The sequence below is a fragment of the Nocardioides campestrisoli genome (assembly GCF_013624435.2).
Classification (GTDB): Bacteria; Actinomycetota; Actinomycetes; order Propionibacteriales; family Nocardioidaceae; genus Nocardioides; species Nocardioides campestrisoli.
Window position 1 is genome coordinate 3922910 of the sequence record NZ_CP061768.1, and the last position, 26657, is coordinate 3949566.

At 73.7% G+C, this 26657-nt stretch carries 17 protein-coding genes; 9 read left to right on the forward strand and 8 right to left on the reverse strand.

All coding sequences use genetic code 11. The features are described from left to right. Positions 1-221 precede the first annotated feature (221 nt). The 6 genes from H8838_RS18540 to H8838_RS18565 are packed head-to-tail and all read left to right on the forward strand — an operon-like array spanning position 222 to position 14180. Complete coding sequence (locus H8838_RS18540) at positions 222-7847, forward strand: type I polyketide synthase (protein WP_224766252.1); 7626 nt, start codon at positions 222-224, stop codon at positions 7845-7847. Next, a complete protein-coding gene (locus H8838_RS18545) occupies positions 7840-11196 on the forward strand; it encodes a type I polyketide synthase (RefSeq protein ID WP_185994382.1) in 3357 nt (1118 codons plus the stop codon). Before H8838_RS18540 ends, H8838_RS18545 begins: the two co-directional genes overlap by 8 nt. Continuing rightward, a complete protein-coding gene (locus H8838_RS18550) occupies positions 11189-11530 on the forward strand; it encodes a hypothetical protein (RefSeq protein ID WP_219924532.1) in 342 nt (113 codons plus the stop codon). Before H8838_RS18545 ends, H8838_RS18550 begins: the two co-directional genes overlap by 8 nt. A gap of 3 nt (positions 11531-11533) precedes the next feature. Next, positions 11534-12340: an alpha/beta fold hydrolase gene (locus H8838_RS18555; RefSeq protein WP_181313023.1), complete on the forward strand. Its 807-nt coding sequence runs from the start codon at positions 11534-11536 to the stop codon at positions 12338-12340. A 4-nt stretch (positions 12341-12344) separates the two neighbouring features. Then, entirely contained in the window at positions 12345-13529 is a 1185-nt protein-coding gene (locus H8838_RS18560) for a glycosyltransferase (RefSeq protein ID WP_185994381.1), read from the forward strand. Positions 13530-13538: 9 nt separating this feature from the next. Continuing rightward, positions 13539-14180 carry a LysE/ArgO family amino acid transporter gene (locus H8838_RS18565; RefSeq protein WP_181313021.1) on the forward strand — a complete coding sequence of 214 codons (642 nt, stop codon included), beginning with the start codon at positions 13539-13541 and terminating at the stop codon, positions 14178-14180. Between the two features lie 78 nt (positions 14181-14258). Here H8838_RS18565 and H8838_RS18570 read toward each other — a convergent pair whose 3' ends face one another. The 5 genes from H8838_RS18570 to H8838_RS18590 all read right to left on the reverse strand — a co-directional run bounded on the left by H8838_RS18570 (position 14259) and on the right by H8838_RS18590 (position 20677). After that, a complete protein-coding gene (locus tag H8838_RS18570; protein WP_185994380.1) occupies positions 14259-15566 on the reverse strand; it encodes an HNH endonuclease signature motif containing protein in 1308 nt (435 codons plus the stop codon). 221 nt (positions 15567-15787) lie between these two features. Next, entirely contained in the window at positions 15788-16357 is a 570-nt protein-coding gene (locus tag H8838_RS18575; protein ID WP_185994379.1) for a hypothetical protein, read from the reverse strand. A gap of 112 nt (positions 16358-16469) precedes the next feature. Beyond that, entirely contained in the window at positions 16470-17255 is a 786-nt protein-coding gene (locus H8838_RS18580; protein ID WP_185994378.1) for an alpha/beta fold hydrolase, read from the reverse strand. A 69-nt stretch (positions 17256-17324) separates the two neighbouring features. Next, entirely contained in the window at positions 17325-18524 is a 1200-nt protein-coding gene (locus tag H8838_RS18585) for a cysteine desulfurase-like protein (protein WP_185994377.1), read from the reverse strand. Between the two features lie 35 nt (positions 18525-18559). Then, the gene (locus tag H8838_RS18590) at positions 18560-20677 is read right to left on the reverse strand and encodes an elongation factor G-like protein EF-G2 (RefSeq protein WP_185994376.1); all 2118 of its coding nucleotides are present in this window, start codon (positions 20675-20677) and stop codon (positions 18560-18562) included. Between the two features lie 91 nt (positions 20678-20768). Between H8838_RS18590 and H8838_RS18595 the strand changes: the two genes are divergently transcribed. Both H8838_RS18595 and H8838_RS18600 read left to right on the forward strand, forming a co-directional pair. Then, the gene (locus H8838_RS18595) at positions 20769-21713 is read left to right on the forward strand and encodes a 1,4-dihydroxy-2-naphthoyl-CoA synthase (RefSeq protein ID WP_185994375.1); all 945 of its coding nucleotides are present in this window, start codon (positions 20769-20771) and stop codon (positions 21711-21713) included. Positions 21714-21823: 110 nt separating this feature from the next. Then, the gene (locus H8838_RS18600; RefSeq protein WP_224766253.1) at positions 21824-22153 is read left to right on the forward strand and encodes a DUF3024 domain-containing protein; all 330 of its coding nucleotides are present in this window, start codon (positions 21824-21826) and stop codon (positions 22151-22153) included. Between the two features lie 46 nt (positions 22154-22199). Here the strand turns inward: H8838_RS18600 and H8838_RS18605 are convergent, their stop codons facing one another. Together H8838_RS18605 and H8838_RS18610 are read right to left on the reverse strand one after the other, a co-directional pair. Then, entirely contained in the window at positions 22200-23357 is a 1158-nt protein-coding gene (locus tag H8838_RS18605) for a Fic family protein (protein ID WP_185994374.1), read from the reverse strand. Positions 23358-23411: 54 nt separating this feature from the next. Next, positions 23412-23732 (reverse strand): tyrosine-type recombinase/integrase, encoded by a 321-nt coding sequence (locus H8838_RS18610; protein ID WP_224766254.1) that lies wholly within the window; start codon positions 23730-23732, stop codon positions 23412-23414. Between the two features lie 354 nt (positions 23733-24086). Between H8838_RS18610 and H8838_RS18615 the strand changes: the two genes are divergently transcribed. Beyond that, a complete protein-coding gene (locus H8838_RS18615; RefSeq protein ID WP_185994373.1) occupies positions 24087-24824 on the forward strand; it encodes a DNA alkylation repair protein in 738 nt (245 codons plus the stop codon). 27 nt (positions 24825-24851) lie between these two features. Here the strand turns inward: H8838_RS18615 and H8838_RS18620 are convergent, their stop codons facing one another. Next, the gene (locus H8838_RS18620; RefSeq protein WP_185994372.1) at positions 24852-26639 is read right to left on the reverse strand and encodes a sensor histidine kinase; all 1788 of its coding nucleotides are present in this window, start codon (positions 26637-26639) and stop codon (positions 24852-24854) included. Positions 26640-26657 lie beyond the last annotated feature (18 nt).

Here is a 26657-nt window from a genome sequence, read left to right on the forward strand (position 1 = left end):
GGTGGACACCGGTCCGAGCACCCCGCCGACGTGGCGCGGACGCGTCCGAGCAGGCGAAATACACCTGCGTCCTGGGGGGTTACGGCTTCGTAGGTTTCGACTTACAGTGGCTGCTCACCGAAAGTGACCGCTGGGTAACAAGGGAGGGTTGTCCAGCACCTGGCCTGGGGAGGGCAGGGTCCGCGTACTGCGGAGGTCCCGACAGGGGAGGGAGTCTTGCGATGAGCGGAACCGCGCCCGCACCACACCGGACGGTCGTCGCCGCCGACCCCTGTGGCCGGTCCAACCCCAGCCTGGTGGCTGCCGCGCACCGGGCCGGGGGGACCGGTCTGCTCGACGTCTCCGACGACGCCGCGATGACCGAGGCGCTCGCCCAGCTCGCCCGTCGTCGTACGGCGTCGTGCTGGCTGCGACCCGGCCCAGACCTCGCCCGCGGCCTCGACCCGGACCTGGCGCCGGTCGAGAGCTTCCCGGTCGTGGTGCTCCCGCTCACCGACCAGGGACGGGCGCTCCCCCACCTGGCCGACCTCGCCGACCTGGTCGCCCGGTGGACCGCCCCGGGCCGCGAGCTGGTCGCCCAGGTGACCAGCCGCGAGCAGGCGGAGGCGGCGGTCGCGGCCGGCTTCTCCGGGCTGCTCGCCTCGGGTCGCGAGGCCGGCGGCGTGGTCGGGGAGACCGAGGCGTTCATCCTCTTCCAGCAGGTCGTCGACCTGGGCGTACCGGTCTGGCTGCGTGGGGGCATCGGCCTGCGGACCGCTGCCGCCGTGATCGCCGGCGGCGGCGCCGGCGTCGTGCTCGACACCCAGCTCGGTCTGCTCCGCGAGTCCTCCCTGGACGCCGCGTCCCGCCAGGCGCTGGCCGCGATGGACGGCAGCGAGACGCGGGTGGTGGCCGGGGTGCGCTTCTACACCCGGCCCGACCTGCCCGCCGCCGCGCTGTCCGACGACACCGACCCGGCGACCGTGATCTCGATGCTGGGGCCGGACCTGGCCACCGACCTGGTGCCGCTCGGCCAGGACAGCGGCTCGGCCGCGGCGCTCGCCGAGCGGTTCGTCACCGTCGGCGGGGTGGTCCAGGCCGTCCTGGCCGCGATCGAGGAGCACCTGGCGGCCGTCGTCGCGGAGCAGCCGCTGGCCCCCGGCGCCGGCGTCGCCGCCGCGCACGGCACCCGCTACCCGATCGCCCAGGGCCCGATGACCCGCGTCAGCGACCGGGCCGCGTTCGCCGCGGCCGTCGCCGACGGGGGCGGGCTGCCGTTCCTGGCGCTCGCCCTGATGCCCGCCGCCGAGGTCCGGGCGCTGCTCGCCGAGACCGCCGAGCTGCTGGGCGACCGACCCTGGGGCGTGGGCGTGCTCGGCTTCGCCCCGGCCGAGCTCCGCGCCGAGCAGCTCGCCGTGATCCACGAGGTCGCCCCGCCGGTCGCGCTGATCGCGGGTGGCCGGCCCTCGCAGGCGGCCCCGCTGGAGGAGGCCGGGATCGCGACGTACCTGCACGTCCCCTCCCCCGGCCTGCTCGACCGGTTCCTCAAGGACGGCGCCCGCTCGTTCGTCTTCGAGGGCCGCGAGTGCGGCGGCCACGTGGGCCCGCGCTCGAGCCTCGCCCTCTGGGACGCCCAGGTGGAGCGGCTCCTCCAGGTCGAGGAGCCCAGCGAGCTGCGGGTCCTGCTGGCCGGGGGCATCCACGACGCCCGGTCCGCGGCGATGGCCGCCGCGGTGCTCGCCCCGCTCGCCGCCCGCGGCGCCCAGGTCGGCGTGCTGATGGGTACGGCGTACCTCTTCACCGAGGAGGCGGTCGAGGCCGGCGCGATCCAGCCGGCGTTCCAGGAGGTGGCCGTCGAGTGCGGGACCACCGTGTTGCTGGAGACCGCGCCCGGGCACGCGACCCGCTGCGTGGAGACCGACTTCGTCCGCGCCTTCGCCCGGCGCAAGGCCGACCTGGAGGCCGCCGGAGTCGAGTCCGGCGCCCGGTGGGCCGAGCTGGAGGAGCTCAACCTCGGCCGGCTGCGGATCGCCTCCAAGGGCCTGGTCCGCGGCGACGGCGGGCTGGAGCGGGTGGACGAGCCCCGCCAGCGCGCCCAGGGGATGTACATGATCGGCGACGTGGCGACCCTGCGGCACCAGGTCACCACCGTCGAGTCCCTGCACGAGGAGGTCAGCGCCGGCAGCGCCGCCCTGATCACCGCGCTGGAGGCCGAGCACGGCACCGGGTCCGCGCGCGCCTCGGCACGGGTGGGCGAGCCCGAGGCCGACCCGTTCGACATCGCCGTGATCGGCGTGGAGTCGTTCTTCCCCGGGTCCACGGACGCCGAGGCGTTCTGGGCCACGGTGGTCTCGGGCCGCAGCGAGGTCACCGAGGTGCCCGCCGACCGGTGGAGCGCCGACCTCTACTTCGACGCCGACGCCTACACCAAGAAGGCCGGCCGGCACACGCCGTCCAAGTGGGGCGCGTTCCTGGACCGGATCGGCTTCGACCCGCTGGCCTACGGCATCCCGCCGGCCTCCCTGGCCGCGATCGAGCCGGTCCAGCTGCTCAGCCTGGAGGTCGCGCGCCGCGCCCTGGCCGACGCCGGGTACGCCGCCCGCACGTTCGACCGCGAGCGCGCGTCGGTGATCTTCGGTGCCGAGTCCGGCAACGAGCTCGGCAGTGCCTACGGCCTGCGCTCCTTCCTGCCCCAGCTCGTCGGCGAGCTGCCGGGCGAGCTGGACGCCTGGCTGCCCACCATCACCGAGGACTCGTTCCCCGGCGTGCTGGCCAACGTGATCGCCGGCCGGATCGCCAACCGGCTCGACCTCGGCGGGGTCAACTACACCGTGGACGCCGCCTGCGGCTCCTCGCTGGCCGCGCTCGACGCCGCCTGCAAGGAGCTGCGCACCGGCCAGTCCGACCTGGTGCTGGCCGGCGGGGCCGACCTGCACAACGGGCTCAACGACTACCTGATGTTCTCCTCGGTCAAGGCGCTCTCCCCGACGGGACGCTGCCGGACCTTCGACGCGAGCGCCGACGGCATCGCGCTGGGCGAGGGGATCGCCTGCGTGGTGCTCAAGCGCCGGGTCGACGCCGAGCGCGACGGCGACCGGATCTACGCGGTCGTCGACGCGGTGGCCGGCTCCAGCGACGGGCGCCACCTCGGCCTGACGGCCCCCCGCAAGGAGGGGCAGCAGCGCGCGGTGGTCCGGGCGCTGACCCTGGCCGGCCGCGACGCCGGCGAGATCGGCCTGGTCGAGGCCCACGGGACCGGCACCGTGGTCGGGGACCGCACCGAGATGGCCACCCTGACCGAGGTCTTCGCCGACGCGGGCGTGGCCCCGGGCGCCGCCGTGCTGGGCTCGGTGAAGTCGCAGATCGGCCACACCAAGTGCGCCGCCGGCCTGGCCGGCCTGATCAAGGTGGTCAAGGCGGTGCACCACGGAGTGCTGCCGCCGACGGCCGGCATGGTCGAGCCCAACCCGTACTACGACCCCGCGACCAGCCCGTTCCGCTTCCACGACAAGCCGCGTCCGTGGCCCGAGGAGACCCGGCGCGCCGGGGTGAGCGCCTTCGGGTTCGGCGGCACCAACTTCCACGCCCTGGTCTCCTCCTACGACGGCGGCGACCGCCCGGCGTACGGGGTGACGCACTGGTCGCACGAGCTCTTCCTGTTCCGTGCCCCCGACGCCGGCCAGGCCCGGCAGGCCGTCTCCGAGCTCGCGGAGAAGGTCGCCGCCATCCGCGCCGGCGATCCCGACGGCCAGCGGCACCGCCTGCGCGACCTCGCCGCCGCGGTCGCCCGCAGCGGCCGCGGTCCGGTCCAGGTGGCGCTGGTCGCGGAGAGCCTGGCCGACCTCGCCACCCAGCTCGACCGGGTCGCCGCCGGCACCGACGCCCGGCACCGGGTCTTCGTCGCCGACGGTGCCTCGTCGGACGACGCGGCAGACAAGCCGCGGGTGGGCTTCCTCTACCCGGGCCAGGGCAGCCAGCGCCCCGGCATGCTGCAGGACCTCTTCGTCACCTTCGGCGGGCTCGACGACCTGCTCCGGCTGGGCTCGCCGTGGACCGACACGATGTTCCCGCCGACCGCCTTCGACCGCGACCAGCGCGCCGCGCAGCAGGCGGCGATCACCGCGACCGACGTCGCCCAGCCCACGCTCGGGATCGCCGCCCTGGCGATGACCCGCCTGCTCGGCCGCCTCGGGGTGGAGCCCGACGTCGCCGCCGGGCACAGCTACGGTGAGCTCGCCGCGCTGGCCGCTGCCGGCGCGTTCGACGACGCCACCCTGCTCGCCCTCAGCCAGGCGCGCGGCCGGGCGATCCTGGAGTCCGTCGAGCGCAGCGGCGGCGACCCGGGCACGATGGCCGCGGTCGCCCTGCCGGTCGACGAGGTCACCGAGCGCCTGCGCTCCTGGCCCTCGCTGGTGGTGGCCAACCACAACGGGCCCCGTCAGGTCGTCGTCTCCGGCCCGACCGAGACGGTCCGCGAGGCCGTCGCCGCGTGGGAGGCCGACGGGGTGAAGGCCACCCTGCTCCCGGTCGCGTGCGCCTTCCACTCGCCGCTGGTCGCCTCCGCGGGCGAGCTGTTCGCCGAGCGGCTGGCCGAGGCGTCCGTCTCCGCGCCCCGGTTCCCCGTCTGGTCCAACACCACCGCCGAGCCCTACCCGGTCGGTGACCCCGGCGCGGTACGCCGGCTGCTCACCGAGCAGGTGGCGGCGGGCGTCCGCTTCGTCGACCAGGTCGAGTCGATGTACGCCGACGGCGTCCGCGTCTTCGTCGAGGCCGGACCCGGCCGGGTGCTGAGCTCGCAGGTCGCCAAGATCCTCGGCGACCGCCCGCACACGGTGGTCTCCACCGACGCCTCGGGCGAGCCCGGCCTGGTCCGCTTCCTCGCCGCGGTGGGCGAGCTGGCCACGCTCGGGGTTCCGGTCGACCCGACCGGCCTCTTCGCCGACCGGGCCGAGGCGCTCGACCTGGCCCGGCTGCCGCTCAAGGCACCCGCCTGGACCGTGGACGGCGCGTTCGTGCGCGGCGCGGACGGGACCCCGATCAAGGGCAGCTTCCAGCCCGCCACCTCGACCCCGGCGCTGGCTCCTGCGGCGACCGCCGCCGGCGTCGCGCCCCCGACCGCGTCCTCGCTGCCGTCCCCGACCGGAGGAGCTCCCGTGTCGTCTCTGACTCCTGTGCCCCCTGTCGATGCTGCTTCTGGTGCTGGTTCCGGTGCTGTGGCCGGTGCCGCCGGCGCGGCTCCGCTGCCGGACGACGCGGTCTCCGCGGTCGTCGGTGAGTACCTGCGCGGCCTCCGTGAGCTGGTCGCGGCCGAGCGGGACGTGATGCTGCGCTACCTCGGGGCCGAGCTCCCGGTCGCGGGGACGTCGCTGCCCGCCACGGCAGCGGCTGCCCCGCCCCTCGCTGCTGCCGGCGTGCCCGGTGGCCCTGCCCCGGCAGCGGTCGCTCCGGCTCCGGCCCCGTCGATCGCTCCGGCGCCGGTCGCGTCCGCCGCGCCCGCCGCGGTTCCTGCCGCGACCCCTGTCGACGTACCGGCTGCCGCGGCCGCCCCCCTGCGTACGACGGCGGAGCTGCTGGTGGCGGTGCAGGGCGTGGTCAGCGACCGCACCGGCTACCCCGTGGAGATGCTCGACCCGGACCTCGACCTCGAGGCCGACCTCAGCATCGACTCCATCAAGCGGATCGAGATCGTCGGCGAGCTCGCCGAACGCCTCGGCCTCGGCGGACTCGGCGACGCCGCCGGCCTCGACGAGTCCGTCGTCGAAGAGCTCGCCCGGCACAAGACCCTCGCCGCCATCGTCGGCTGGATCGAGAGCCAGCAGACCCAGCAGACCCAGCCGGCCGCCGCCGAGGCCGCGCCCGTGGCCGGCGCCGACCCCGCGGTCGCGCCCACCGCGTCCACCGCACCCGACAAGGCGGTGCCCACCGGATCCGGCTCGCCGTCCCTGAGCGGCGCCGAGCTGCTGGTGGCGGTCCAGACCGTGGTCAGCGACCGCACCGGCTACCCCGTGGAGATGCTCGACCCGGACCTCGACCTCGAGGCCGACCTCAGCATCGACTCCATCAAGCGGATCGAGATCGTCGGCGAGCTCGCCGAACGCCTCGGCCTCGGCGGACTCGGCGACGCCGCCGGCCTCGACGAGTCCGTCGTCGAGGAGCTCGCCCGGCACAAGACCCTCGCCGCCATCGTCGGCTGGATCGAGAGCCAGCAGACCCAGCAGACCCAGCCGGCTACCGCCGAGGCCGCGCCCGAGCTGGCACCCGCAGAGGTCCCGGCACCTGCTCCCGCCGCCGAGCACGCTGAATCCGAGGCCGGTACCCCCGAGCGCGTCGTCCCCGAGGTGACGCACCTGTTCGAGGTCCGCAGCGAGCCGCTGGGGCCCACGGTCCCCCGGGGCCGGCTCACCGGCGACCGCGTCCTCCTGCGTCCCGGCCACGCCGGCCTGACCTCCGCGGTCCGGCAGGTGCTGACCGAGGCCGGCGCCGAGGTCACCTCGCCGGCCGCGGACGAGCAGGCGGCCGCCGAGGCCGGCGCGAGCGATGTGCTCCTCGACCTACGCGGCACCGCCGAGGACCCGGCGGTCGACGCCCGCGCGGTCTTCGCAGGCCTGCGCCCGGCGCTGGCGGGGAGGGTCCGACGCGTGCTCACGGTCGGGCTGGCCCTGCACCCCGACGGCACGCCCACCGGTGTTGCCGGGATGCTCCGGTCGCTGGCCCGGGAGCGCAGCGACGTGCTGCTCCGGTCGGTCGACGTCGGCGAGGCCGACCTGCGCGACGCCGACCTCGTGCCGCTGGCCCAGACGCTGGTCGACGAGCTGTTGGACGTCGACGCCCCGACGGCGATCTCGTGGGTCGGTGGGCACCGGGCCACCCGGGCGCTCGGCCCTGCCCGGACCCTGTCCGCCCAGGACGCCCAGGACCTCGTCCCGCCGCTGGACTCCGACTCCGTCGTGGTGCTCACCGGAGGCGCCCGCGGGGTGACCGCCCGGGTCGCCGAGGGCCTGGCCCGCACGACGGGCTGCCGCCTGGTGCTGGTCGGCCGCTCCCCGCTCCCGGTGGGCGAGGAGGACCCCACGACCGCCTCCGCGACCGACGTACGGTCGCTGCGCCGCGCTCTGCTGGCCACCGGCACCCTGCGCACTCCCGCGGAGGTCGAGGCCGCCTCGGCACGGATCCTGGCGGCCCGCGAGGTCCGGGCCACCCTGTCCCGGCTGCGCGCGCTGGGCTCCGAGGTGGAGTACGTCGCGCTCGACGTACGACGCCCCGAGCTCGGTGACCTGCTGGACGAGGTGCACCAGCGGTTCGGCCGGCTGGACGGCGTCGTGCACGGGGCCGGGGTGCTGGAGGACCGGTTCGCCCGGGACAAGAACGACGAGAGCTTCGACCGGGTCTACGGCACCAAGGTCGACGGGGCCCGCACGATCTTCACCCGTCTCGGCCTGGGCCTGCGGTTCGTGGTGCTGTTCGGCAGCGTCAGCGGGGTCTTCGGCAACCGGGGGCAGGTCGACTACGCGGCCGCCAACGACGCCCTCGACACCCTGGCCCGCGCCCACGACGGCCGGAACGGCTGCCGGGTGCTCAGCCTCGACTGGGGCCCGTGGGCCGGGGGCGGCATGGTCTCCCCCGAGCTCGAGCGGGAGTACGCCCGCCGCGGCATCGGCCTGCTCGACCCCGACGACGCCGTACGCGCCCTGCTCCAGCAGGTCTCCCAGCAGGAGGGTCCGGCCCAGCTGGTGGTGATGCGGGGCGACCCCGAGGCGTTCGCCCCGCCGCTGGACCGCTCGGGGCTGCACCCGTCCGTGCTGAACCCGTCCATGCTGGGCGGCGACCTGCGCGACTCCGGCAGCCGGGGCTCGGTGGTCCGTGACTGAGCCGCGGTCGACGGACGACGGCGAGGAGCTGCTGCTCCTCGCCGGGGCCGACGCCGCCGACCTGCTGGCCCAGCTCACCGCCTGGTCAGCGACCCCCGAGGACCGCCGGATGCTACCCCCGGTACCCCCGCCCGCCTCCGGTCCGGCGCGCCTGGCGGTCGTGGCGCCCGACGCCCGGCGGCTGACGCTCGCCACGAAGGTGCTGACCCGGGGCACCCCGTTCCGCGGCCGCAACGACGTCTGGTTCGACCCCGAGGGGTCCCTGCGCGACGGCGGCAAGGTCGCGTTCCTGTTCCCCGGTGTGGAGCCCGAGTTCGCTCCGCTGGTCGCCGACGTCGCCGAGCACTTCGACCTGGCCTGGGAGGGGCTCGCCGACCACGGCGAGCGCGAGTGGGCGCTCCAGGACCAGGGCCGCGGCATCATCGCGGTGGGCCGGCTGCTGGCCGCCGCGCTGGCCCGCCTCGGCGTACGCCCCGACGCGATCGCCGGCCACAGCCTGGGCGAGTGGACCGGGCAGGTGGTCTCCGGGATGGTGCCGGACGCCGCGCTCGACGGGCTGCTGACCAGCCTGCGTCCCGGCGCCATCCAGGTCTCGGACGTGGTCTTCCTGGCGCTCGGCTGCGGTGTCGAGGTGGCCGAGGAGCTGGTCGCCGGGCTCCCCGACGCCCACGTCTCGCACGACAACTGCCCCCACCAGTCGATCGCCTGCGCCCCGGCGGAGGTCGCCGCCGCGGTCCGCGCCCGCGCCGCCGAGCGCAAGGTGCTCGCGCAGGAGCTGCCGTTCCGCTCGGGCTTCCACTCGCCCCTCTTCGCCCCGATGGTCGACGCCATGTGGGCGCAGTTCAGCGACCTGCCGCTGCTCCCGGCAAAGGTTCCGCTGTGGTCGGCGACCTCCTGCGAGCCCTATCCCGACGACGCCGACGGGATCACCGCGCTCTCGCTGCGCCACCTGGTCGAGCCGGTGCGGTTCCGCGCGCTCACCACCCGGCTGTACGACGAGGGTGTCCGCGCCTTCGTCCAGGTCGGCACGGGCAGCCTGATCGGCTTCGTCGACGACACGCTCCGCGGCCAGGACGTCCTGACCGTCGCCGCGGCCAGTGCGCGGATCCCCGGCGTCGCGCAGCTGCGGCGGGTGGCGGCCGCGCTGTGGAGCGCCGGGGCACCCGTCGACCTCGAGCAGCTGGGTCATCCCGGGCCTTCGGGTCACCACGTGCCGGAGGCGCCTGCCTCGGTCGCCGCCGTACCGACCCACGCGCCGGAGGCCGCTGGGACTGTCGTACCTGCGCCAGCACCTGTGGCCGCGGCCACGCCCGCGGCCGTCCCGTCGCCCGAGGTGGCTCCCGCACCCGCGCCCGCACCCGGGACGGCGCCTGCCCCCGCGCTCCCGGCGGCCCTGCTCGCCGAGTACCAAGCGCTGCTGGCGGAGACCGCCGAGGCCGCGCACGCCGTCCTCGCTGCAGCCGCCACCGCCGCCCCGCGCCCGCTCCGCGTCACGCGCCAGACCCGTCCGGCTGTGCTGCCGGCGTCCGACGACGTACCCCCGCTGCTGGAACCGGTGGCCGAGCCAGCGGTGGCGCCGCTCGAGCCCGCCGCGGCCCTGCTCGAGCCGGCGACCGGTCACTCAGCCGGCACCACGGGCCCCGGCCAGGGTGGCTCGGACCCGGTCAGCCGGCAGCGCGTCGTACGCCTCTCGATCGCCGAGCAGCCGTGGTGGGCCGACCACGCGTTCTTCCAGCAGCCGGACGGCTGGCCGTGCGTCGAGGACACGTTCCCACTGGTCCCGATGACCGGGATCGTGCAGATGATGGTCGAGGAGGCCGAGGCGCTGGTGCCGGGCACGGTCGCCGTCCGGGTGGAGTCGGTGCGCGCGTTCAAGTGGCTCGCCGTCGAGCCGGCGGTCGAGGTGACCGTCCGCGCCGCAGTCGACCCGGTCTCCACCCAGGCGGCGAACGAGGCAGGCCTCGACGAGCCCGGCCCGCCCGACCACTGCAGCCAGCACAGCCAGCACGACCACCACCACGTGCCCGGCCACCCCGGTCCGGTCACCGTGGTGCGCGCCAGCATCGACGGCCACGCCCGGGCGGTGGTGCACCTGGCTGCCGCCCACTCCGCCCCGCCCCGCCCGTGGAACCGCTTCCTCCGCGGCCGCCTGGAGATGCCGGTGCCGGTCGAGGAGATCTACACCCGACGCCACCTCTTCCACGGTCCGAGCTACCAGGGCATCCGGTCGATCGAGCGGTTCGCCGGCGACGGCGTCCGCGGCACGCTGGTGAGCCAGCCGGCCACCGGCGCGCTGCTCGACAACGCCGGGCAGCTCTTCGGCTACTGGTTCGCCTGCGCGGTGGACAAGGACCGGATGGTGCTGCCCACGACCATGGACGCGATCAGCTTCTACGGCCCCCACCCCGCGCCCGGCGCCCTGGTGGACTGCGTCGCGCACTGCACCGAGCTGACCGACGACGCGGTCCGCGCGGACCTCGAGCTGCTCGTCGACGGCGTGCTGTGGTGCCGGATCGAGGGCTGGGAGGACCGGCGGTTCCAGTCCGACGACCGGCTCTTCACCGTGCTCAAGGTGCCGCAGCCCCACCTGCTCGCCGAGCCCCAGCCGGGCGGCTGGATGCTGGTCCGCGAGGGCTGGCCGGACTCCCCCTCCCGCGACCTGGTGATGCGCCGCTTCCTGGGCGCCGAGGAGCGGCAGGACTACCACTCCCGCAACCCGCGCGCCCAGCGCACCTGGCTGCTGGGGCGGATCGCCGCCAAGGACGCCGTACGCCGTGAGGTCGTCGAGCGCGGCCGCGAGCCGCTCTTCCCGGTGGAGGTCCGGATCGCCAACGAGCGGTCCGGCCGGCCGGTGGCGAGCACGCCGACCGAGCTGGACCTGCGGGTCTCCATCGCCCACTCGGGTCAGCTGGGGGTGGCGGTCGCGGCGGTCGGGCACGAGGTCGGCATCGACATCGAGCTCGTCGCGGAGCGGTCGTCGATCTTCGAGTCGGCCTCGCTGTCCCCTCAGGAGCACGCGCTCTTCCTCGAGTCGGCGCCGCACGGCCGGGACCGCGACCGCGAGCTGACCCGCTGGTGGGCGGCCAAGGAGGCCGCCGCGAAGGCGATCGGCACCGGGCTCCAGGGACGTCCCAAGGACTTCGAGGTCGTCGAGGTCGACTTCCACCACCTGCGGGTGGGCGACCAGTGGGTCGCCACCCGTTCGCTCTACCACCCGGACCAGCCGGACCAGCTGGCCGATCCCGACCAGATGCTCGACCCGGACCACCAAGCGCCCGCCACCCCGGCGGTCGCCGCACGTGAGGAGTACATCGTTGCCTGGACAGTTCCCGACCCCAGCCATGGCTGAGTCGACCGCCGCCGCCGCACCCACCACCGCCACCGCACCCACCGCCGACGCCGCCCCGACCCCGGAGCAGGTGCTCGCCGACCTCGAGCGCCTCCTCACCGAGGTCGTCGGCGACGACCTGCTGCTCGACGGACCGCTGACCCCCGAGACCTCGTTCGACGCCGACCTCCAGCTGGAGAGCATCGAGTTCGTCGCGCTGGCCGACCGGCTGCTCGCCACCTACGGGGAGCGCGTCGACTTCGTCGGCTGGATGGCGGGGATGGAGCTCGACGAGGTCATCGGCCTCACCGTCGGCCAGGTCGTCGACTTCGTCGTCACCTCGGTCAAGGGCTGAGCGGTGCCACACCTGCGGGCCAACGGGCTCGACTTCCACGTCCAGGTGATCCGCGGGGAGGGCGACCCCGCGGACGGCGGCCCCCGCCCGCCTGTGGTGATGCTGCACGGGCTGGTGATCGACAACCTGTCCAGCTGGTTCTACACGCTCGCCCACCCGCTGGCGCTGACCTGCGACGTCCACCTGTACGACCTGCGCGGCCACGGGCGTACCCAGCAGCCGGCCACCGGCTACGGCGTGGAGGCCCAGGTCGACGACCTGGTGGCGCTCCTCGACGCCTGGGGCCTGGACGAGCCGGTGCACCTGTTCGGCAACAGCTTCGGCGCGGTCGTCGCCCTGGCGCTGGCCCACCGGCACCCCGAGCGGGTGGCCAGCCTCTTCCTGGTCGAGGCGCACTTCGCGGTCGAGGGGTGGGCCGAGCAGATGGCCGGCAGCCTCGCCCTCGCGGCGTTCGGCCTCGACGAGAACACCTCGCAGGAGTGGATCGAGAACAACGCCGACCGGAAGATGTCCCGGCTGGCCCGGCGGGCCGAGCGGTTCCTGGCCGACACGACGCTGATCCAGGACCTCAAGGACGAGCAGCCGATCGGGTGGCTGCCCCAGATCGCCTGCCCGGTGCGGGCGATGTACGGCAGCGAGTCCGACATCCTGCACCTGGCCGAGGCGCTGCAGACCCAGATGCCCGACTGCGAGCTGGAGATCGTCCCCGGCACCACCCACTCGCTGCTCACCGAGCAGAGCGGCCTGGTCCGGCAGCGGGCGCTGGAGTGGATGGGGCGACAGCGCGCAGGCGTGGCGGCCGGGGCCTGAGCCGGTGACCGACCCCTCCGGCTTCCTCTTCGTGGTCCCGCCGTTCACCGGCCACGTGAACCCGACCGTGCCGGTCGCCGCCGACCTCGTCGCCCGCGGCCACCGGGTGGCGTGGACGGGGGTCCCCGGCACCGTGGAGCACCTGCTCCCCTTTGATGCCGTCTTCCTGCCGGCCACCTCGTCGGAGGTGACGTCGTACGCCGCCGACATGGGCGCCCGCCGCAGCGACCTGCGCGGTGCCGCGGCGTTCAAGTTCCTCCAGGAGGAGGTGCTGCTGCCGCTGGGCGACGCGATGGTCGACGGCGTGGACGCGGCCGTCGAGGCGTTCGGTGCCGACGTGCTCGTCGTGGACCAGCAGGCGCTGGCCGGCGCGGTCGTCGGCCGGCGGCGCGGTCTGCCGTGGGCGACCTCGGCCACCACCTCGGCCGAGCTGGTCGACCCGCTCTCCGGGCTGCCGCGGGTCGCGGAGGCGATGCACCGCAGGCGGGTCGAGCTCCAGGTGGCGCACGGGATCGCGCCCGAGGCCGCGGAGGCCGGTGACCTGCGGGTCTCCGAGCACCTGCTGCTCGCCTACACCGCCGCGGAGCTCGTCGGCCCGCTGGCGATCGACTCACCGGTCACCTTCGTCGGGCCCTCCTTGGGCGACCGGCCGGAGGAGGACGACTTCCCCTGGGACACCCTGGACGCCGACCGCCCGACCGTGCTGGTCTCCCTGGGCACGCTGAACGCCGAGGCCGGCACCCGGTTCTGGCAGGTCGCCGCCGACGCCTGCCGGGACCAGCCGTGGCAGGCCGTCTTCGTCGCGCCCCCGTCGCTGGTGCCGGACCGGCCCGCGAACGTCGTCGTCCGCCCCCGGGTGCCGCAGCTCGCGCTGCTCCAGCGGGTCGACGCGGTGGTCTCGCACGCCGGCCACAACACCGTCTGCGAGTCGCTCGCCGCCGGGCTCCCGCTGGTGCTGGCGCCGATCCGCGACGACCAGCCGGTGGTCGCCGACCAGGTGGTGCAGGCGGGGGCGGGCGTACGGGTGCGCTTCGCCCGGGTTCGCGCCGAGGAGCTGCGGAGCGCGATCTCCACCGCGCTCACCGACGAGGGACTGCGGGCAGCCGCCACCGGGATCGCGAAGTCGTTCGCGTCGGCGGGCGGGGCGGCTGCCGCTGCGTCGGCGCTGGTGGAGCTCGCGAGGCCCTAGCGTGAGCACGTGCTCGAACCGCTCCTCGCCGGGTTCCTGACCGGCGGCTCGTTGATCGTCGCCATCGGCGCGCAGAACGCGTTCGTGCTGCGGCAGGGGGTCCTGCGCCAGCACGTCGGCGCAGTGGTGCTGATCTGCGCCGCCTCCGACGCGGTGCTGATCGCCGCCGGGGTAAGCGGTGTGGGGACGGTCGTCGACCGCGCCGGGTGGGTCATCGACGTCGTCCGCTGGCTCGGGGTCGCCTTCCTGCTCTGGTACGCCGCGCACTCGCTGCGGCGGGCGTTCAGCAGCGAGTCCCTGCACGCCGCACAGAGCGCTCCCGCCGAGGAGCCCCGGCGGACCGTGCTCCTCAAGGCCGTGGCCCTGACCTGGCTGAACCCGCACGTCTACCTCGACACGGTGCTGCTGATCGGGTCTGTCGCCGCGACCCACAGCGGTCCCGTGACCGGATGGGGAGCGGGCGTGATCGACGGGCGTTGGGCCTTCGGCCTCGGGGCCACGCTGGCCAGCGTCGTCTGGTTCAGCGGGCTCGGCTTCGGGGCGCGAGGTCTGGCTCCTCTGCTGGCACGCCCGCGCGCCTGGCAGGTCCTCGAGCTGGTCATCGCGGCCACGATGATCTTCGTCGCCGGCAAGCTCGCGTTCGACTGGTGAACCGCCGGTCGACTCCCGGTTCTGCACCTGCGCGCGCCTGGTCCTCACGTGCGCCCGGTCCCTCAGTACGCCTGGTTCCTACGTGCGCCTGGTGAACCGGACGTCTCCGTTCGGCAGGGTCTTCGTGCGGTAGCCGGGGTCGTGGGCACGCTGGTGGTGCCAGGAGCACAGGAACATCAAGTCAGCCAGGTCGGACCCTGCGCCGGCACCCCAGGGATCCCGGCCGTGGTGTCCCTCGCACCAGGTCGAGGGGACCGTGCACCCCTCCGCCGCGCAGACCCGATGGGTCAGCGTCTTCGCCAACCGCTGACCCGGGGTGAAGAACCGGGTCGACCGGCCCAGGTCCACCGGCACCGAGTCACCACCCAGCACCGCGGGCACGATTCCGGACTGACACGCCAACCGACGCACCTGCCCCGCGCTCATCGTGGTGAGGTCGTCACCGTTGCTCAGCACCGTGCCCACCCCGGCTCCGCTGCGCAGCTCCTCCAGGGTCATGGTCACCACCACCCGGGTCGCGCCGCCGCCGTGGACGGGCATCCGGGTCGGGTCCGCGGCCTCGAGGAACGCGCAGAACGCCTGCCCGCGCAACCGCTCCTGCGGCAGGCGCACCCCGGTCGCGGGATCGCGCTGGGCGAACCCACCGAACGGGGTCGCCGCCCCGCACCGGGTCGAGTCGTCCTGCCTCGGGGCGGTCCATGCCTCCAGATACGTCTTGAGCCGGGCCGCGACGTGGTCGGGGATCCGGGCCGCCACGTCCGTGGCACCGTCACCGCGCCGCCGGAACGTCAACCTGGTCGCGGCGTTCGCTCGCCGCTCCGCACGCTCCAGCAGCCTGCGCTCGTGCTCCTCGCACGTCGCCGGAGCCACCACCTCCAGGATCTTCGCGCCCAACCGCTCCAGCTGGCCCGGGTCGAACACGGCCGTCTGCGCCACCAGGTGAGCCTCCGCGGCGGCCAGCACCTCGACCGGGACCTCCTCGCCGGGCAGCGGGTCGACCACCAACGACTCCAGCGCCCTCACGATCACCCGCGCCTGCGGCAGGTTCACCGACCCGTCCTCCAGGCCGGCCCCCACCCGCTGCCACCGGTCGGTGATCGCCTCCGCGAGCTTCTCCGCCGCCCGCGCTGGGCCGAACCCCGTACGGACCCGGGCGGTCAACCACGAGGCCGCCGAGCGGGCCCCGTCGGACTCGGCCACGCCACCCGCGGCGCCGACCACACCGATGACCCGCAGCCGCAGTGACTCCAGCTGGTCGACCTGCTGCGACAACCGCAGCAGGACATCCCGCTGCTCGTCCTCGGAGAGGAGTCCCGGGTCCGCGACCCTCGCGCACGTCAGCGCCTCGTCGACGAGTGCGACCGCGTGTGCGATCGGGTGCGCCATCCCCGCCTGCTGCCACATCCCAGGACCCCCGTCCGTCGTACCGAAGGCTCCCGATGACCTCCCGACATCACCCAGTCAACCGGTGGCCACCGACAAGCTGGCGGCGAATCGGGGGGTCATCTCACCGCCTGGACAGACGTTCGAAAATAGTCATGCCGTCCCGGTCGGTCCAGCGGCAGCCGCACCCAGGCGAACGCATGCCGGTTCGGCAGCCGCCGTGGTCACCCGATGCCGCCGCCGAAGGAGTCCACGCTCAGCTCGCGGATCAGCCACTCCCCGTTCCGGTTCTCCAGGGTCGCCGTGCCCTCCCACCGGGACCTCTGCGCGGTCGCCTGATCGGTCTGCAGCTCGTCGCCGATCATCGGGTAGCTCAGGCCTGTGCCATCGAAATCGAAGTCGATCTGGATGTCGTCGTCGAGCCACCGCACGTTCGACAGGTCCACGGTCACCTCCGAGTCCGAGATGCCGGAGGGACGACCTTCCTGACCCGCCTCGTACGGCGCGCTCGGGTGGGCGTCGCGAGACGTGAGGTAGACCGCCTGCCTGTCGATCTTGGCGCTCAGCGGCTCCTCCGCCTGACTCTTCACCGCGAAGAAGGCCCGCACGGTCGCCTCCGCCGCCTCGACCGCCTCCGCGTCGGCTGGCGCTTCGGAGTCCGCTGGGCTCTCGGACGCGGCCACGGGGTCGGGCTCGGCCGGGGAGACCTCGGTCCCGCACCCGACGGCGGAGCAGGAGAAGACGATCAGTGCGCCGCAGACCGCACGGGTGAGGCGGAGGCTGTTCCTGGGCATGCGCTCAAGATAGGGAGAGTCGAGCCCCGCGACGGGAGAACGAGCAGATCCCCTGCGCCCCGCGGCGTCCGCAGCCGACCGATGCCCTGTCGCCCAGGCGGCCGACGACAACTCACCAGGTCGCCAGGAACCGCTCGACCAACGGCACGACCTCCTGCGACGCGGAGATGGTGGAGAGGTGATCGTGTCCCGAGACCTCGGCGACCTGGGCGTCCGGCAGCACCGCCTGGGCGGCCCGTGAGTCCCTGAGCCGAGCATGGTCCAGCGAGCCCGCGAACAGCAGCGCCGGTACGTCGAGAGCGCGGAGCTGCTGGTCGCTCAGGCCGGGAGCGTCCTCCGAGGCGCGGAACCAGGCGGCCATCGCCCGTGGATCGTTGGCCAGGAACGCGCGCCGGACCGGCTCGGCCGGCGCTCCCCCTGCCTGCTCCCAGCGCCGCACGAACTCGGCCATGTCGTGGTTCTCGAGCACTGCGGCACAGTCGGGGAAGAAGATCTGGTCGAGCCCACCGCGCTGCGACCGGGCACTGCCGCCGCCGAGCAGCAGGCTGAGCAGCCGGCCGGGGTGCAGCGCCCCCAGGTTGACGCCGACCCGGGCTCCGGCGGAGTAGCCCAGCAGGTGCGCGCGCTCCACGCCGACCTGGTCGAGCACCGCGACCAGGTCGCCGGTGACCCGTGCCATCGAGTACGCCGACTCCTCGTGCGGCTTGTCGCTCCGTCCGTGCCCCCGCAGGTCGACGAGCAGCAGGCGGTGGCTCGCGGAGAGCGGCTCGACGTAGCCCGCCCCGCGCCACATCTGCGACGAGAGCCCGGTGCCGTGCACCAGCAGCATCGGCTCGCCCTCGCCGACGACGTCGAAGGCGATCCGGACCCCGTCGTCGGGGTTGCGTGCGTGCTCCATCGCGCCAGGGTAGGGGTGGGGCGGGGTGGTTTCGAGACGGGCCTGGCGGCCCTCCTCAACCACCAACCGTCAGAGGGCGGCGAGCCCCTCGAGCAGGCGGTCGACGTCCTCGACCGTGGAGTACGGCGCGAGCCCGGCCCGCACGGCCCCGGCGTCCCCGAGCCCGAGGTGCCGGGAGGCCTCGATCGCGTAGAAGTGGCTGGCGGGCGCGTTGACGCCGCGCGCGGCCAGCGCCTCGTACACCTCGCGGCCGGTCAGTCCCTCGACGGAGAAGTAGACGGTGGGGGTGCGGCGCGCGGGGGCGCCGTACTGCCGGATTCGCGGCAGTCGTTCCAGCCCGGCGAGCAGCCGCCCGAAGAGCCGCTCCTCGTGCTCCTCCACCGCGCGCATCGACTCCAGCACCCGGGTCCGCCGGTCGGGCGCCGAGGAGGCGAGGTCGGCGATCAGGTCGATCGCCGCGATGGTGCCGGCGAGCAGCTCGTAGGGCAGCGTGCCGAGCTCGAACCGCTCCGGCACCGCGTCGGAGGAGGGCAGCAGCTTGTCCGGCCGCAGGGTCTCCAGCAGCGCCGGGTCGGCGACCAGCACCCCGTGGTGCGGCCCGAAGAACTTGTACGGCGAGCAGACGAAGAAGTCCGCGCCCAGGGCGGGCACGTCCACCGGCGCGTGCGGGACCAGGTGCACCCCGTCGACGTGGAGCAGCGCGCCGGCGGCGTGCACGGCCTCGGCGATCACCTCCAGGTCGGGCCGGGTGCCGAGCACGTTGGAGGCGGCGGTGACGGCGACCAGGCGGGTCCGCTCCGAGAGCGCCTCGGCGAGCCCGAGCAGGTCGAGCTCGCCGGTGGCGGGGTCGAACTCCACCCAGCGCACGGCCGCTCCCACGGCCTCGGCGGCCTGCACCCAGGGCCGGATGTTGGCGTCGTGGTCGAGCCGGGTGACGACCACCTCGTCACCGGGCCGCCACTCCTTGGCCAGCGTCCGGGCCAGGTCGTACGTCGCCTGGGTCGCCGACCGTGCGAAGACCACCCCCCGCGGGTCGCAGCCGAGCAGGTCCGCCACCGCGGACCGGGCCCCGACGACGACGCTCTCGGCCCGGCGCTCCGCCTCGGTGACCGCGCCCCGGTTGGAGAGGCCGGCGGTCAGCGTCCGGGCGATCGCGTCGGCGACCTGGCGCGGCACCTGGGTGCCGCCGGGCCCGTCGAAGTGGGCGACGCCGAGGTCGAGGGCGGGGAAGTCGGCCCGGAGGCGGGCGACGTCGAGGTACGCGGTCATGACGCCATCCTCCGCGACCGGACCAGCGGCCGGGCTCAGCGACGCGACGACACTCCGTCTGCGAGCTCCTCGGGCATCGGCTCGTAGTGCGCGAACTCGCGGGTGAAGGTGCCGGCGCCGTGGGTGGCAGCGCGCAGGTCGATGGCGTAGCGGACCAGCTCGGTCTGCGGCACCAGGGCGAGCACCCGGGTCCGGCCGTCCCCGACCTGATCGGTGCCGAGCAGCCGGCCGCGGCGGGCCGACAGGTCGCTCATCGTCTCCCCGACCAGGCTGTCCTGGACCAGCACCGCGACCTTGTCGTAGGGCTCGAGCACCACCACCCCGGCGGCCTCCGCCGCCTCCCGCAGGGCCAGGCCGCCGGCGGTCTGGAAGGCCATGTCGGAGCTGTCGACGCTGTGCGACTTGCCGTCGACCAGCGTGACCTTGAGGTCGACCATCGGGTAGCCGAGCCGGGTGCCGCGAGCCATCTGCGCCTGCACGCCCTTCTCCACCGACCCGATGAACTGGCGCGGCACCGCGCCGCCCACGACCCGGTCGGCGAACTCGAAGCCGCCGCCGGCCGGCAGCGGCTCGACCTCGACCTCGCAGACGGCGTACTGGCCGTGCCCGCCGGACTGCTTGACGTGCCGCCCGTGCCCCGTGGCCGGTCCGGCCAGGGTCTCGCGCAGCGGCACCACGAGGTCGCGCTCCACGACCTGGACGCCGTAGCGCGAGCGCAGCCGGTCCAGCGCCAGGTCGGCGTGCGCCTCCCCCAGCACCCAGAGCACCACCTGGTGGGTCTCGGCGTTCCGCTCGACCCGCAGGCTCGGGTCCTCGGCGGCGAGCCGGGTCAGCGCCTCGGAGAGCTTGTCCTCGTCGGAGCGGGTCTCGGCCTCGATCGCGACCGGCAGCTGCGGGTCGGGCATCGACCAGGGCCGCAGCACCCGGGGCTCCTCGGGCGAGCTCACGGTGTCGCCGGTCTCGGCGCTCAGCCGGCTGACGCAGCCGATGTCGCCGGCCACGATCTCCGCGGCCGGCACCAGCTGGCCGCCGAACGGGTAGGAGAGCGGGCCCGAGCGCTCGTCCTCGTCGTGGTCCTCGTGGCCGTGGTCGGCGCCGAGGAACGAGGCCGCGTGCCCCGAGACGTGCAGCGGCACGTCGGGCCGCAGCGTGCCGGAGAAGACGCGCACCACGCTGACCCGGCCCACGTAGGGGTCGCTGCTGGTGCTCACCACCTCCGCGACCAGCGGGCCGTCCGGGTCCGCGGCCTGCGCCGCCACCGCCCGCCCCTCGGGGGTGAAGGCGTCCGGGACGCGACGCTCCGCGGGCGCCGGGAAGCCGGCCACGACCAGGTCGAGCAGCTCGCCCAGCCCCACCCCGGCGGTCGCGCAGACCGGCAGCAGCGGGTGGAAGACCCCGTGCGACATCGCCGCGTCGACGTCGGCGACCAGCGCCGACTCCGCGACCTCCTCCCCGTCGAGGTAGGCCTCCATCAGCGCCTCGTCCTCGGCCTCCTCGACGATCGCCTCGACCAGCCGGTCGTGCGCCGCTGCCTGCTCCGGGGACGCCGAGCCGGGGGCCAGCAGGTGCTGCAGACCCGTGATCCGCTCCCCCTCGCGCACCGGCTCGAAGAGCGGCATCACCCGCTCCCCGAAGGTCTCGCGGAGCGCGCCGACCACCGCGGCCAGGTCCGCGCGGGCGTGGTCGAGCTTGGTCACCACCACCGCCGAGGGCACCTCGGCGTCCAGGCAGTCGCGGGCGAGCAGCCGGGTGGCGTCATCCAGGGTTCCGTCGGTGGCGGCGTCGGCGGGGACGACGAAGAGCGCGGCGTCCGCGGCCCGGTAGCCGGCGTGCACCTCGCCGGCGAAGTCGGCGTACCCGGGGGTGTCGAGCAGGTTGATCTTCGTCCGGCGGTGCACGAGGGGGACCACCGCCAGGGAGGCTGAGCGGTGGTGGGCGCGCTCGAACTCCTCGTGGTCGCTCACCGTGGTGCCGTCCTCGACGGTGCCGGCCCGGGACAGCGCGCCGGTGTGCAGCAGCAGCGCCTCGACCAGCGTGGTCTTCCCGCCTCCCGGCGGTCCGACGAGGACCACGTTGCGGATCCGCGCGGGATCCTGCGCGCCGAGGTCGTGCCGCCCCGTGGGGGCGTTCCTGGAGGTGTGCCTCTCCGCCATGCCTTCCAGACAAGCCCTGCGCCGAGCCCAGCACAAGGGCCGAGCCGTCCCTCTCCTCGCGACCGCCGTCACGGCCGGTAGCCTCACGGCCATGAGCGCGATCGACGGTGTGTCCGAGATCTTCGACCCGGCGGACTGGAACGAGGTGCCCGGCTTCGAGAACCTGACCGACCTGACCTACCACCGGGCCAAGGCCCACGGCACGGTCCGGATCGCCTTCGACCGGCCCGACGTGCTCAACGCCTTCCGTCCGCACACCGTCGACGAGCTGCTGCGGAGCCTCGAGCACGCGCGCCAGTCGGCGGACGTGGGCTGCGTGATCCTCACCGGCAACGGGCCGAGCCCCAAGAACGGCAAGTGGTCCTTCTGCTCCGGCGGCGACCAGCGGATCCGCGGCAAGGCCGGCTACCAGTACGAGGACACGACGACCGGCGCCGCCGACACCGGGGCCGAGGAGCCGAGCCCGATCGACAAGGCCAAGCTCGCCCGGCTGCACATCCTGGAGTGCCAGCGGCTGATCAGGTTCATGCCCAAGGTGGTCATCTGCGTGGTGCCCGGCTGGGCCGCCGGTGGCGGGCACTCCCTGCACGCGGTCGCCGACCTCACCCTGGCCAGCGCCGAGCACGCCCGGTTCAAGCAGACCGACGCCGACGTGGGCTCCTTCGACGGCGGCTACGGCTCGGCGTACCTGGCCCGCCAGGTGGGTCAGAAGTTCGCCCGGGAGATCTTCTTCCTCGGCGACGAGTACGACGCCGAGACCATGCACCGGATGGGTGCGGTCAACCGGGTCGTCCCGCACGCCGAGCTGGAGAAGGTCGCGCTCGAGTGGGGCGCCAAGATCAACGGCAAGTCGCCGACCGCGCAGCGGATGCTGAAGTACTCCTTCAACCTGCTCGACGACGGCCTGGTCGGCCAGCAGCTCTTCGCCGGCGAGACCACCCGGCTGGCGTACATGACCGACGAGGCCCAGGAGGGTCGCAACCAGTTCCTGGAGAAGCGCGAGCCGGACTGGTCGCCGTACCCCTGGTACTACTGAGTCTCAGCGTTTCCGCAGGTCAGACGGGGTTTAGGGACGCATAGTCCGCATTCAGTCCGCAAAAAGGTCCGCAAGAGCTCGGCGGGAGCCATCGATGACCAGGGGTGCTCGTGCTTCCTGAGACCGACCTTCACCGGATCCGCATGTGGGCGCGCGGGCGTGTCCCAGAGCACCTCTGGGACGAGCTCAAGGTCGAGGCAGACGTCGCGGATCGGCACGTCACCATCGTCGAGGTCCGACCACCCTGGGACGGCGTGGGCGAGCCCACCCGATTCCCGATCGCTCGCCTGCGCTACACCAGGACGACCGGGCTGTGGTCGATCTACTGGCGCGACCGCAACCTCAAGTTCCACGAGTACAAGCGGAAGCGCCCAACGAAGAACATCCAGGCCCTGCTCGACTACATCGAGGACTCGGGCGACCCGATCTTCTGGGGTTGATGATCCTCTGGTGGTGCCACGGTCCCACGGTTCGCTGTGCTGGTTCCTACGGCTGCGCCCGTCGGATCTCTCCGAGCAAGGTCGGATACGGGTCCTCAAGCGGCTTTCGTTCGGCGCGGAGTCGCTCTTGGATCTGTCGCAGCGGTTCACCGGCGACATAGTGGCGTCCCCGACGCTCGCCACGAGCCTCCAGGAGACCGAGTTCGGCTGCGTTCACGAGGTCTCTGGTTGCGGTGCGTTCGTCGAGCTCGGTGAGCTTCACGTACGACGGCCGCGTTACCCGGAGTCCGAGCAATGCATCGAAGAGGGCGGCACCGATCCGGTCGTTCAGCTTGTGCGCACTGATGAGGTCATCGATCTCGCGCCACTGGGTCTCGGCCTCATCGAAACGGCGCCGCATCGTCTGAGCCTGCATGTGGTGTGCACGGAGATTGAACTTCAGCCACAGCGTGGCGTCGTTCTCCGGTCGCCATGCGCCGCGGCCAGTCGCTGCGAGAACGTCGTAGTACTCCCGCGTGTTGTTACCCAGCCACTCCTCGATGCTGGAGAAGGTCGGTTCGACGACCTGGTCCTGTGCCAACAACATCGTCTGGAGAGCTCGGGCCATACGCCCGTTGCCGTCGCGGAACGGGTGAATCATCACGAGGTTCAGGTGCGCCATGGCTCCCCGCACAAGCGGGTCATCAGCGCTGGACTTGGCGAGCGACTCCGACAGGGCACGCATCAGCTCAGGGACCAGATCACCGTCAGGCCCTTCGTAGACGTTGATTCCCCGCCGGTCGTCGCGCACGAAGATCTCCCTGGTGCGGTAACGCCCTGGCGTCTTCGAGAGCTCGTGATCGAGCAGCATGAAGTGCATGGACCGAAGGACTGCTTCGTTGATCTCGAAGCCTGGCTCAGTCGCCACGTTGAGCACGTACGTCAGCACCCGTCGGTAGGCGAGGATCTCAAGCCATGTGGCTTCGTCTGCGCTGAGCGGCGGTTCGTCGTCGACCGCAGCGACGGCATCCTCATCACTGACCGTGTAGCCCTCGATGGTGTTGGACCCCTGGATCGCTCGGGCCGTCGTTGTTCGCCGAAGGAGGCCGTTCCAGCGTTTGGGCACCCGAAGGAACGCCGCGAGCGAGGCTCGGAAGGCGTGGATCTCGGAGAGGACCTGCTGGTCCTCGAGGTCGGGGTCTGGCGTGCTGAAGAGAGTTGGCATGTCCGTATGTCCTTTATTAAGTGCCGAGCATACGAACAAACGCAACTCACTTTGTCACTTAATAAGTGACAAAGTGACAGCCTCGCTCATGAGTCCCGCGGCGGCCGCCCGCGTCCGATCCTCCGCCGTGGGCCACAGGTGGCTGTAGGTGTTCAGCGTGGTGGTCGCCGACGAGTGACCCAGCGCCCGCTGGACGGTGACGACGTCGCAGCCGGCAGCGATCAGCCCGGAGGCGCAGAAGCGCCGCAGGTCGTGCAGGCGTACGTGCGGCAATCCGGCTGACTTCCGGGTCTCCCGCCAGCGCCAGTCGATGCCCGCAGCCAGTTGAGCGGTGTCGCTGGGGGGTGGGGTTCGGGAGTCGGGACCAGTCGCCATCGGAGTCCCACCGCCACCCGTGCTCGTGGATTAACCACGCCGCCGAGTGGCCCTCTGCACCGGTCTCGGTCGCGGCCGGCGCCCAGCGAGTCGATGTCGATGGAGGCCGCGTTTCGATCGCGCAGCGATGACACCGTCGACTCGCGAAGCGGTCCGCAAATAGTCCGCAAGAGATCCGGTTTCGTCCGATGCAGACCAACGCACCCGTCGTCAGCCACAGCTGTGTCAGAGCCACTTTTCGACAACTTCCAACGCCGACCACGGCCAGCCAAAACCCGCCAGATTGCTTCCCCTGGTACTACTGAGCCGACGCCAGCTCTCGGGGCGGGAGTCTGTAGTCATCGGGAGGCTGACATGACGGGCACCGCCGACGACGTCCGTGCGGCGCTGTCGGAGCGGGCGGACCCGACCGACGCGGCCAATCTGGCGCGCTTCTTCCAGACCGGGCCGGGCGGGTACGGCGTGGGCGACGTCTTCGTCGGGGTCCGGGTCCCGGCGGTCCGGGCGGTCGCCAAGACGTACGCCGACCTGCCGCTTCCCGAGGTCCGCGCACTGCTCGACGACCGCGAGCACGAGCACCGCCTCGCCGCGCTGGTGATCGCGGTCGAGGCGTTCAAGCGGACGCTGCGCCCGCGGACCGCCGACCCGGAGCGGCGGGCGGCGCTGCACGCCCTCTACCTGGACGCGCTCCGCGCCGGCCGGGTGGACAACTGGGACCTGGTCGACGTCTCCGCGGAGTGGCTCGTCGGCGAGCACCTGCGTACCTCCGGGGCCGGTGCCGGTCTCGTCGAGGAGTTGCTCGCCGACCCCGACCTGTGGCGCCGCCGTGCGGGGATCATGGCGTCCTTCGCGGACACCAAGGCCGGCGACCCGGGACCGGCGCTGGCGGCCGCGACCGCGGTGCTCGACGACCGACGCGACCTGGTGCAGAAGGCGGCGGGCTGGATGCTGCGCGAGGTGGGCAAGCGGGTCGACCGGCAGGTCCTGGTCGACTTCCTGCTGGCCCACGCGTCCCGGATGGGCCGCACCGCCCTCTCCTACGCCACCGAGCACCTCGACGCGGACCTGCGGGCCCGGCTCCGCGCCCTCTGAGGCGGCACCCGGTCAGCGGTCAACCGCTCAGGCAGCAGGCAGCACCACCCGGAAGGTGGTGCCCACGCCCACCGTGGAGTCGACCTCGATCCGCCCGCCGTGCCCGTCGACGACCCGGCGGACGATCGTCAGTCCCAGGCCCGTGCCCGGCCGCCCGAGCGCACGGGCGTCGGTGGAGCGGAAGAACTCGGTGAAGAGGTGCTCCTGGTCCGCCTCGGAGATGCCCAGCCCCTCGTCGGCGACGGTCAGCACCACCTCCTCGCCGACCCGGTCCAGCCGCACCCGGACGCTTGCGCCGGGGTCCGAGTACTTGACCGCGTTGCTGAGCAGGTTCGTCACCACGTGAGCCAGGTCGTCGGCTGTCCCGACGACGACCGCGCTGCCCGGCGCCGAGACCGGCTCGACCTCGACCCGCACCTCGGCCCGGGCGGCGGGCACCGAGACCAGCTCCTCGGCGTCGGTCACCAGCGCGACCAGGTCGACCGGGGCCCGCATCGACGCGGTCTGCGAGCGGCCGACGTTGCTGAGCGTGAGCAGGCTCTCGGCGAGCCGCTCGAGACGCTCGGTCGCCCGGGCCATCGCGCCCAGTGGCCCGGCCAGGACCGGGGTCACGGCGTGGTGGTCCTCGAGCATCTCCAGGTGGCCCAGCACCGCACCGATCGGGTTCTTCATCTGGTGGGCGATGGTGGCGATCAGCTCCGTGCGGTAGGCGTCGACCCCGCGCAGCTCGGCGTTGAGCCGCTGCTCCTTCTGGAACGCCCGGGCGTCCAGGACCGCGCGCCCCAGGTCCTCCCCGACGTCGACGGCCGCGGCGCTCTCGGACTCCACCCAGCGGTCCTGGTCGGCCGTCCGGACGATCGCCATCAGCCCGAGCAGCTGGCCCCCGGTCGCGACCGGCACCACGACCACCGCACCGAGCCCGTGCTCGACGACCAGGCCGGTGAGCAGCGCCCGCTGCCCGGGGTCGAGCCCGCGCGCGCCCCAGACCTCGTCGCGCTCGACCACCGCGACCGTCCCGGCGGCGTACGCCAGCCGCGCCGCCGCCTCGACCGCGGTGAGCAGCTCCGGGGTCGCGTACGCCGACACCTCGGTGTACTCCTCCCGCGCGCCCTCGGCGGCGAGCACCCGCACGTGGAGGTCGGTGGCGCGGAACCCCTCACGCAGCCGGGTCCGGGTCTCCTCGAGCAGCTGTGCCACCCCGCGCCGGCTGTCCGCGCTCCTGATCAGCTCGCGGGCGGCGTGCCCGAGCCGGTAGCGCTGAGCGAGCGCCTCGCGCTCGACCGCGCCCGCCACCGCGGTGAAGGTCAGTGCCAGGTCGTCGGTCAGGGTGAGCAGCCGGCGGGCGGTGGGACGCCGCCCGTCCAGGGGCTCGTCGAGGTAGAGCATGCCGCGCACCTCGCCCTCGCGCCCGCGCAGCGTGGCCACCAGCATGTCCTCCGCGTCCCAGGCGTCCTCGAGGTCAGAAGGGGGCAGGTCGGGCACGTGGCTGTAGACGCGCATCTGGGCCCAGGCCTCCTTGGTCACCCACTCCACGGCCACGAAGGTGAAGGCGCCGCACTCGGCCCCGCACGACAGGACCGGCACCATCACGTCCGGTGGAGACGCCTGGCCCAGCAGCCGGGCGGATCCCTCCGGGCTCCCGTGGACCGCCACGAACTCGAGCATCCCGTCGTGCCGCAGCACCTCGATCGCGCAGACCGCGAACCCGGCGCGCGAGGCCACGTCAGCCGCGATCCGCTGCAGCACCTCGCGGTCCGCCGGCTCGCCCCAGGAGTCGTCCCGGAGGCGTACGGCGTCGACCTGCTGGCTTGTCATGTGAAGTCACTGCTCCCG

Coding starts and splice junctions, on each gene's coding strand:
- H8838_RS18540 (WP_224766252.1), top strand. CDS start 222: ATGAGCGGAACCGCGCCCGCACCACACCGGACGGTCGTCGCCGCCGAC.
- H8838_RS18550 (WP_219924532.1), top strand. CDS start 11,189: ATGGCTGAGTCGACCGCCGCCGCCGCACCCACCACCGCCACCGCACCC.
- H8838_RS18570 (WP_185994380.1), bottom strand. CDS start 15,566: ATGGCGCACCCGATCGCACACGCGGTCGCACTCGTCGACGAGGCGCTG.
- H8838_RS18575 (WP_185994379.1), bottom strand. CDS start 16,357: ATGCCCAGGAACAGCCTCCGCCTCACCCGTGCGGTCTGCGGCGCACTG.
- H8838_RS18580 (WP_185994378.1), bottom strand. CDS start 17,255: ATGGAGCACGCACGCAACCCCGACGACGGGGTCCGGATCGCCTTCGAC.
- H8838_RS18585 (WP_185994377.1), bottom strand. CDS start 18,524: ATGACCGCGTACCTCGACGTCGCCCGCCTCCGGGCCGACTTCCCCGCC.
- H8838_RS18590 (WP_185994376.1), bottom strand. CDS start 20,677: ATGGCGGAGAGGCACACCTCCAGGAACGCCCCCACGGGGCGGCACGAC.
- H8838_RS18595 (WP_185994375.1), top strand. CDS start 20,769: ATGAGCGCGATCGACGGTGTGTCCGAGATCTTCGACCCGGCGGACTGG.
- H8838_RS18605 (WP_185994374.1), bottom strand. CDS start 23,357: ATGCCAACTCTCTTCAGCACGCCAGACCCCGACCTCGAGGACCAGCAG.
- H8838_RS18610 (WP_224766254.1), bottom strand. CDS start 23,732: ATGGCGACTGGTCCCGACTCCCGAACCCCACCCCCCAGCGACACCGCT.
- H8838_RS18615 (WP_185994373.1), top strand. CDS start 24,087: ATGACGGGCACCGCCGACGACGTCCGTGCGGCGCTGTCGGAGCGGGCG.
- H8838_RS18620 (WP_185994372.1), bottom strand. CDS start 26,639: ATGACAAGCCAGCAGGTCGACGCCGTACGCCTCCGGGACGACTCCTGG.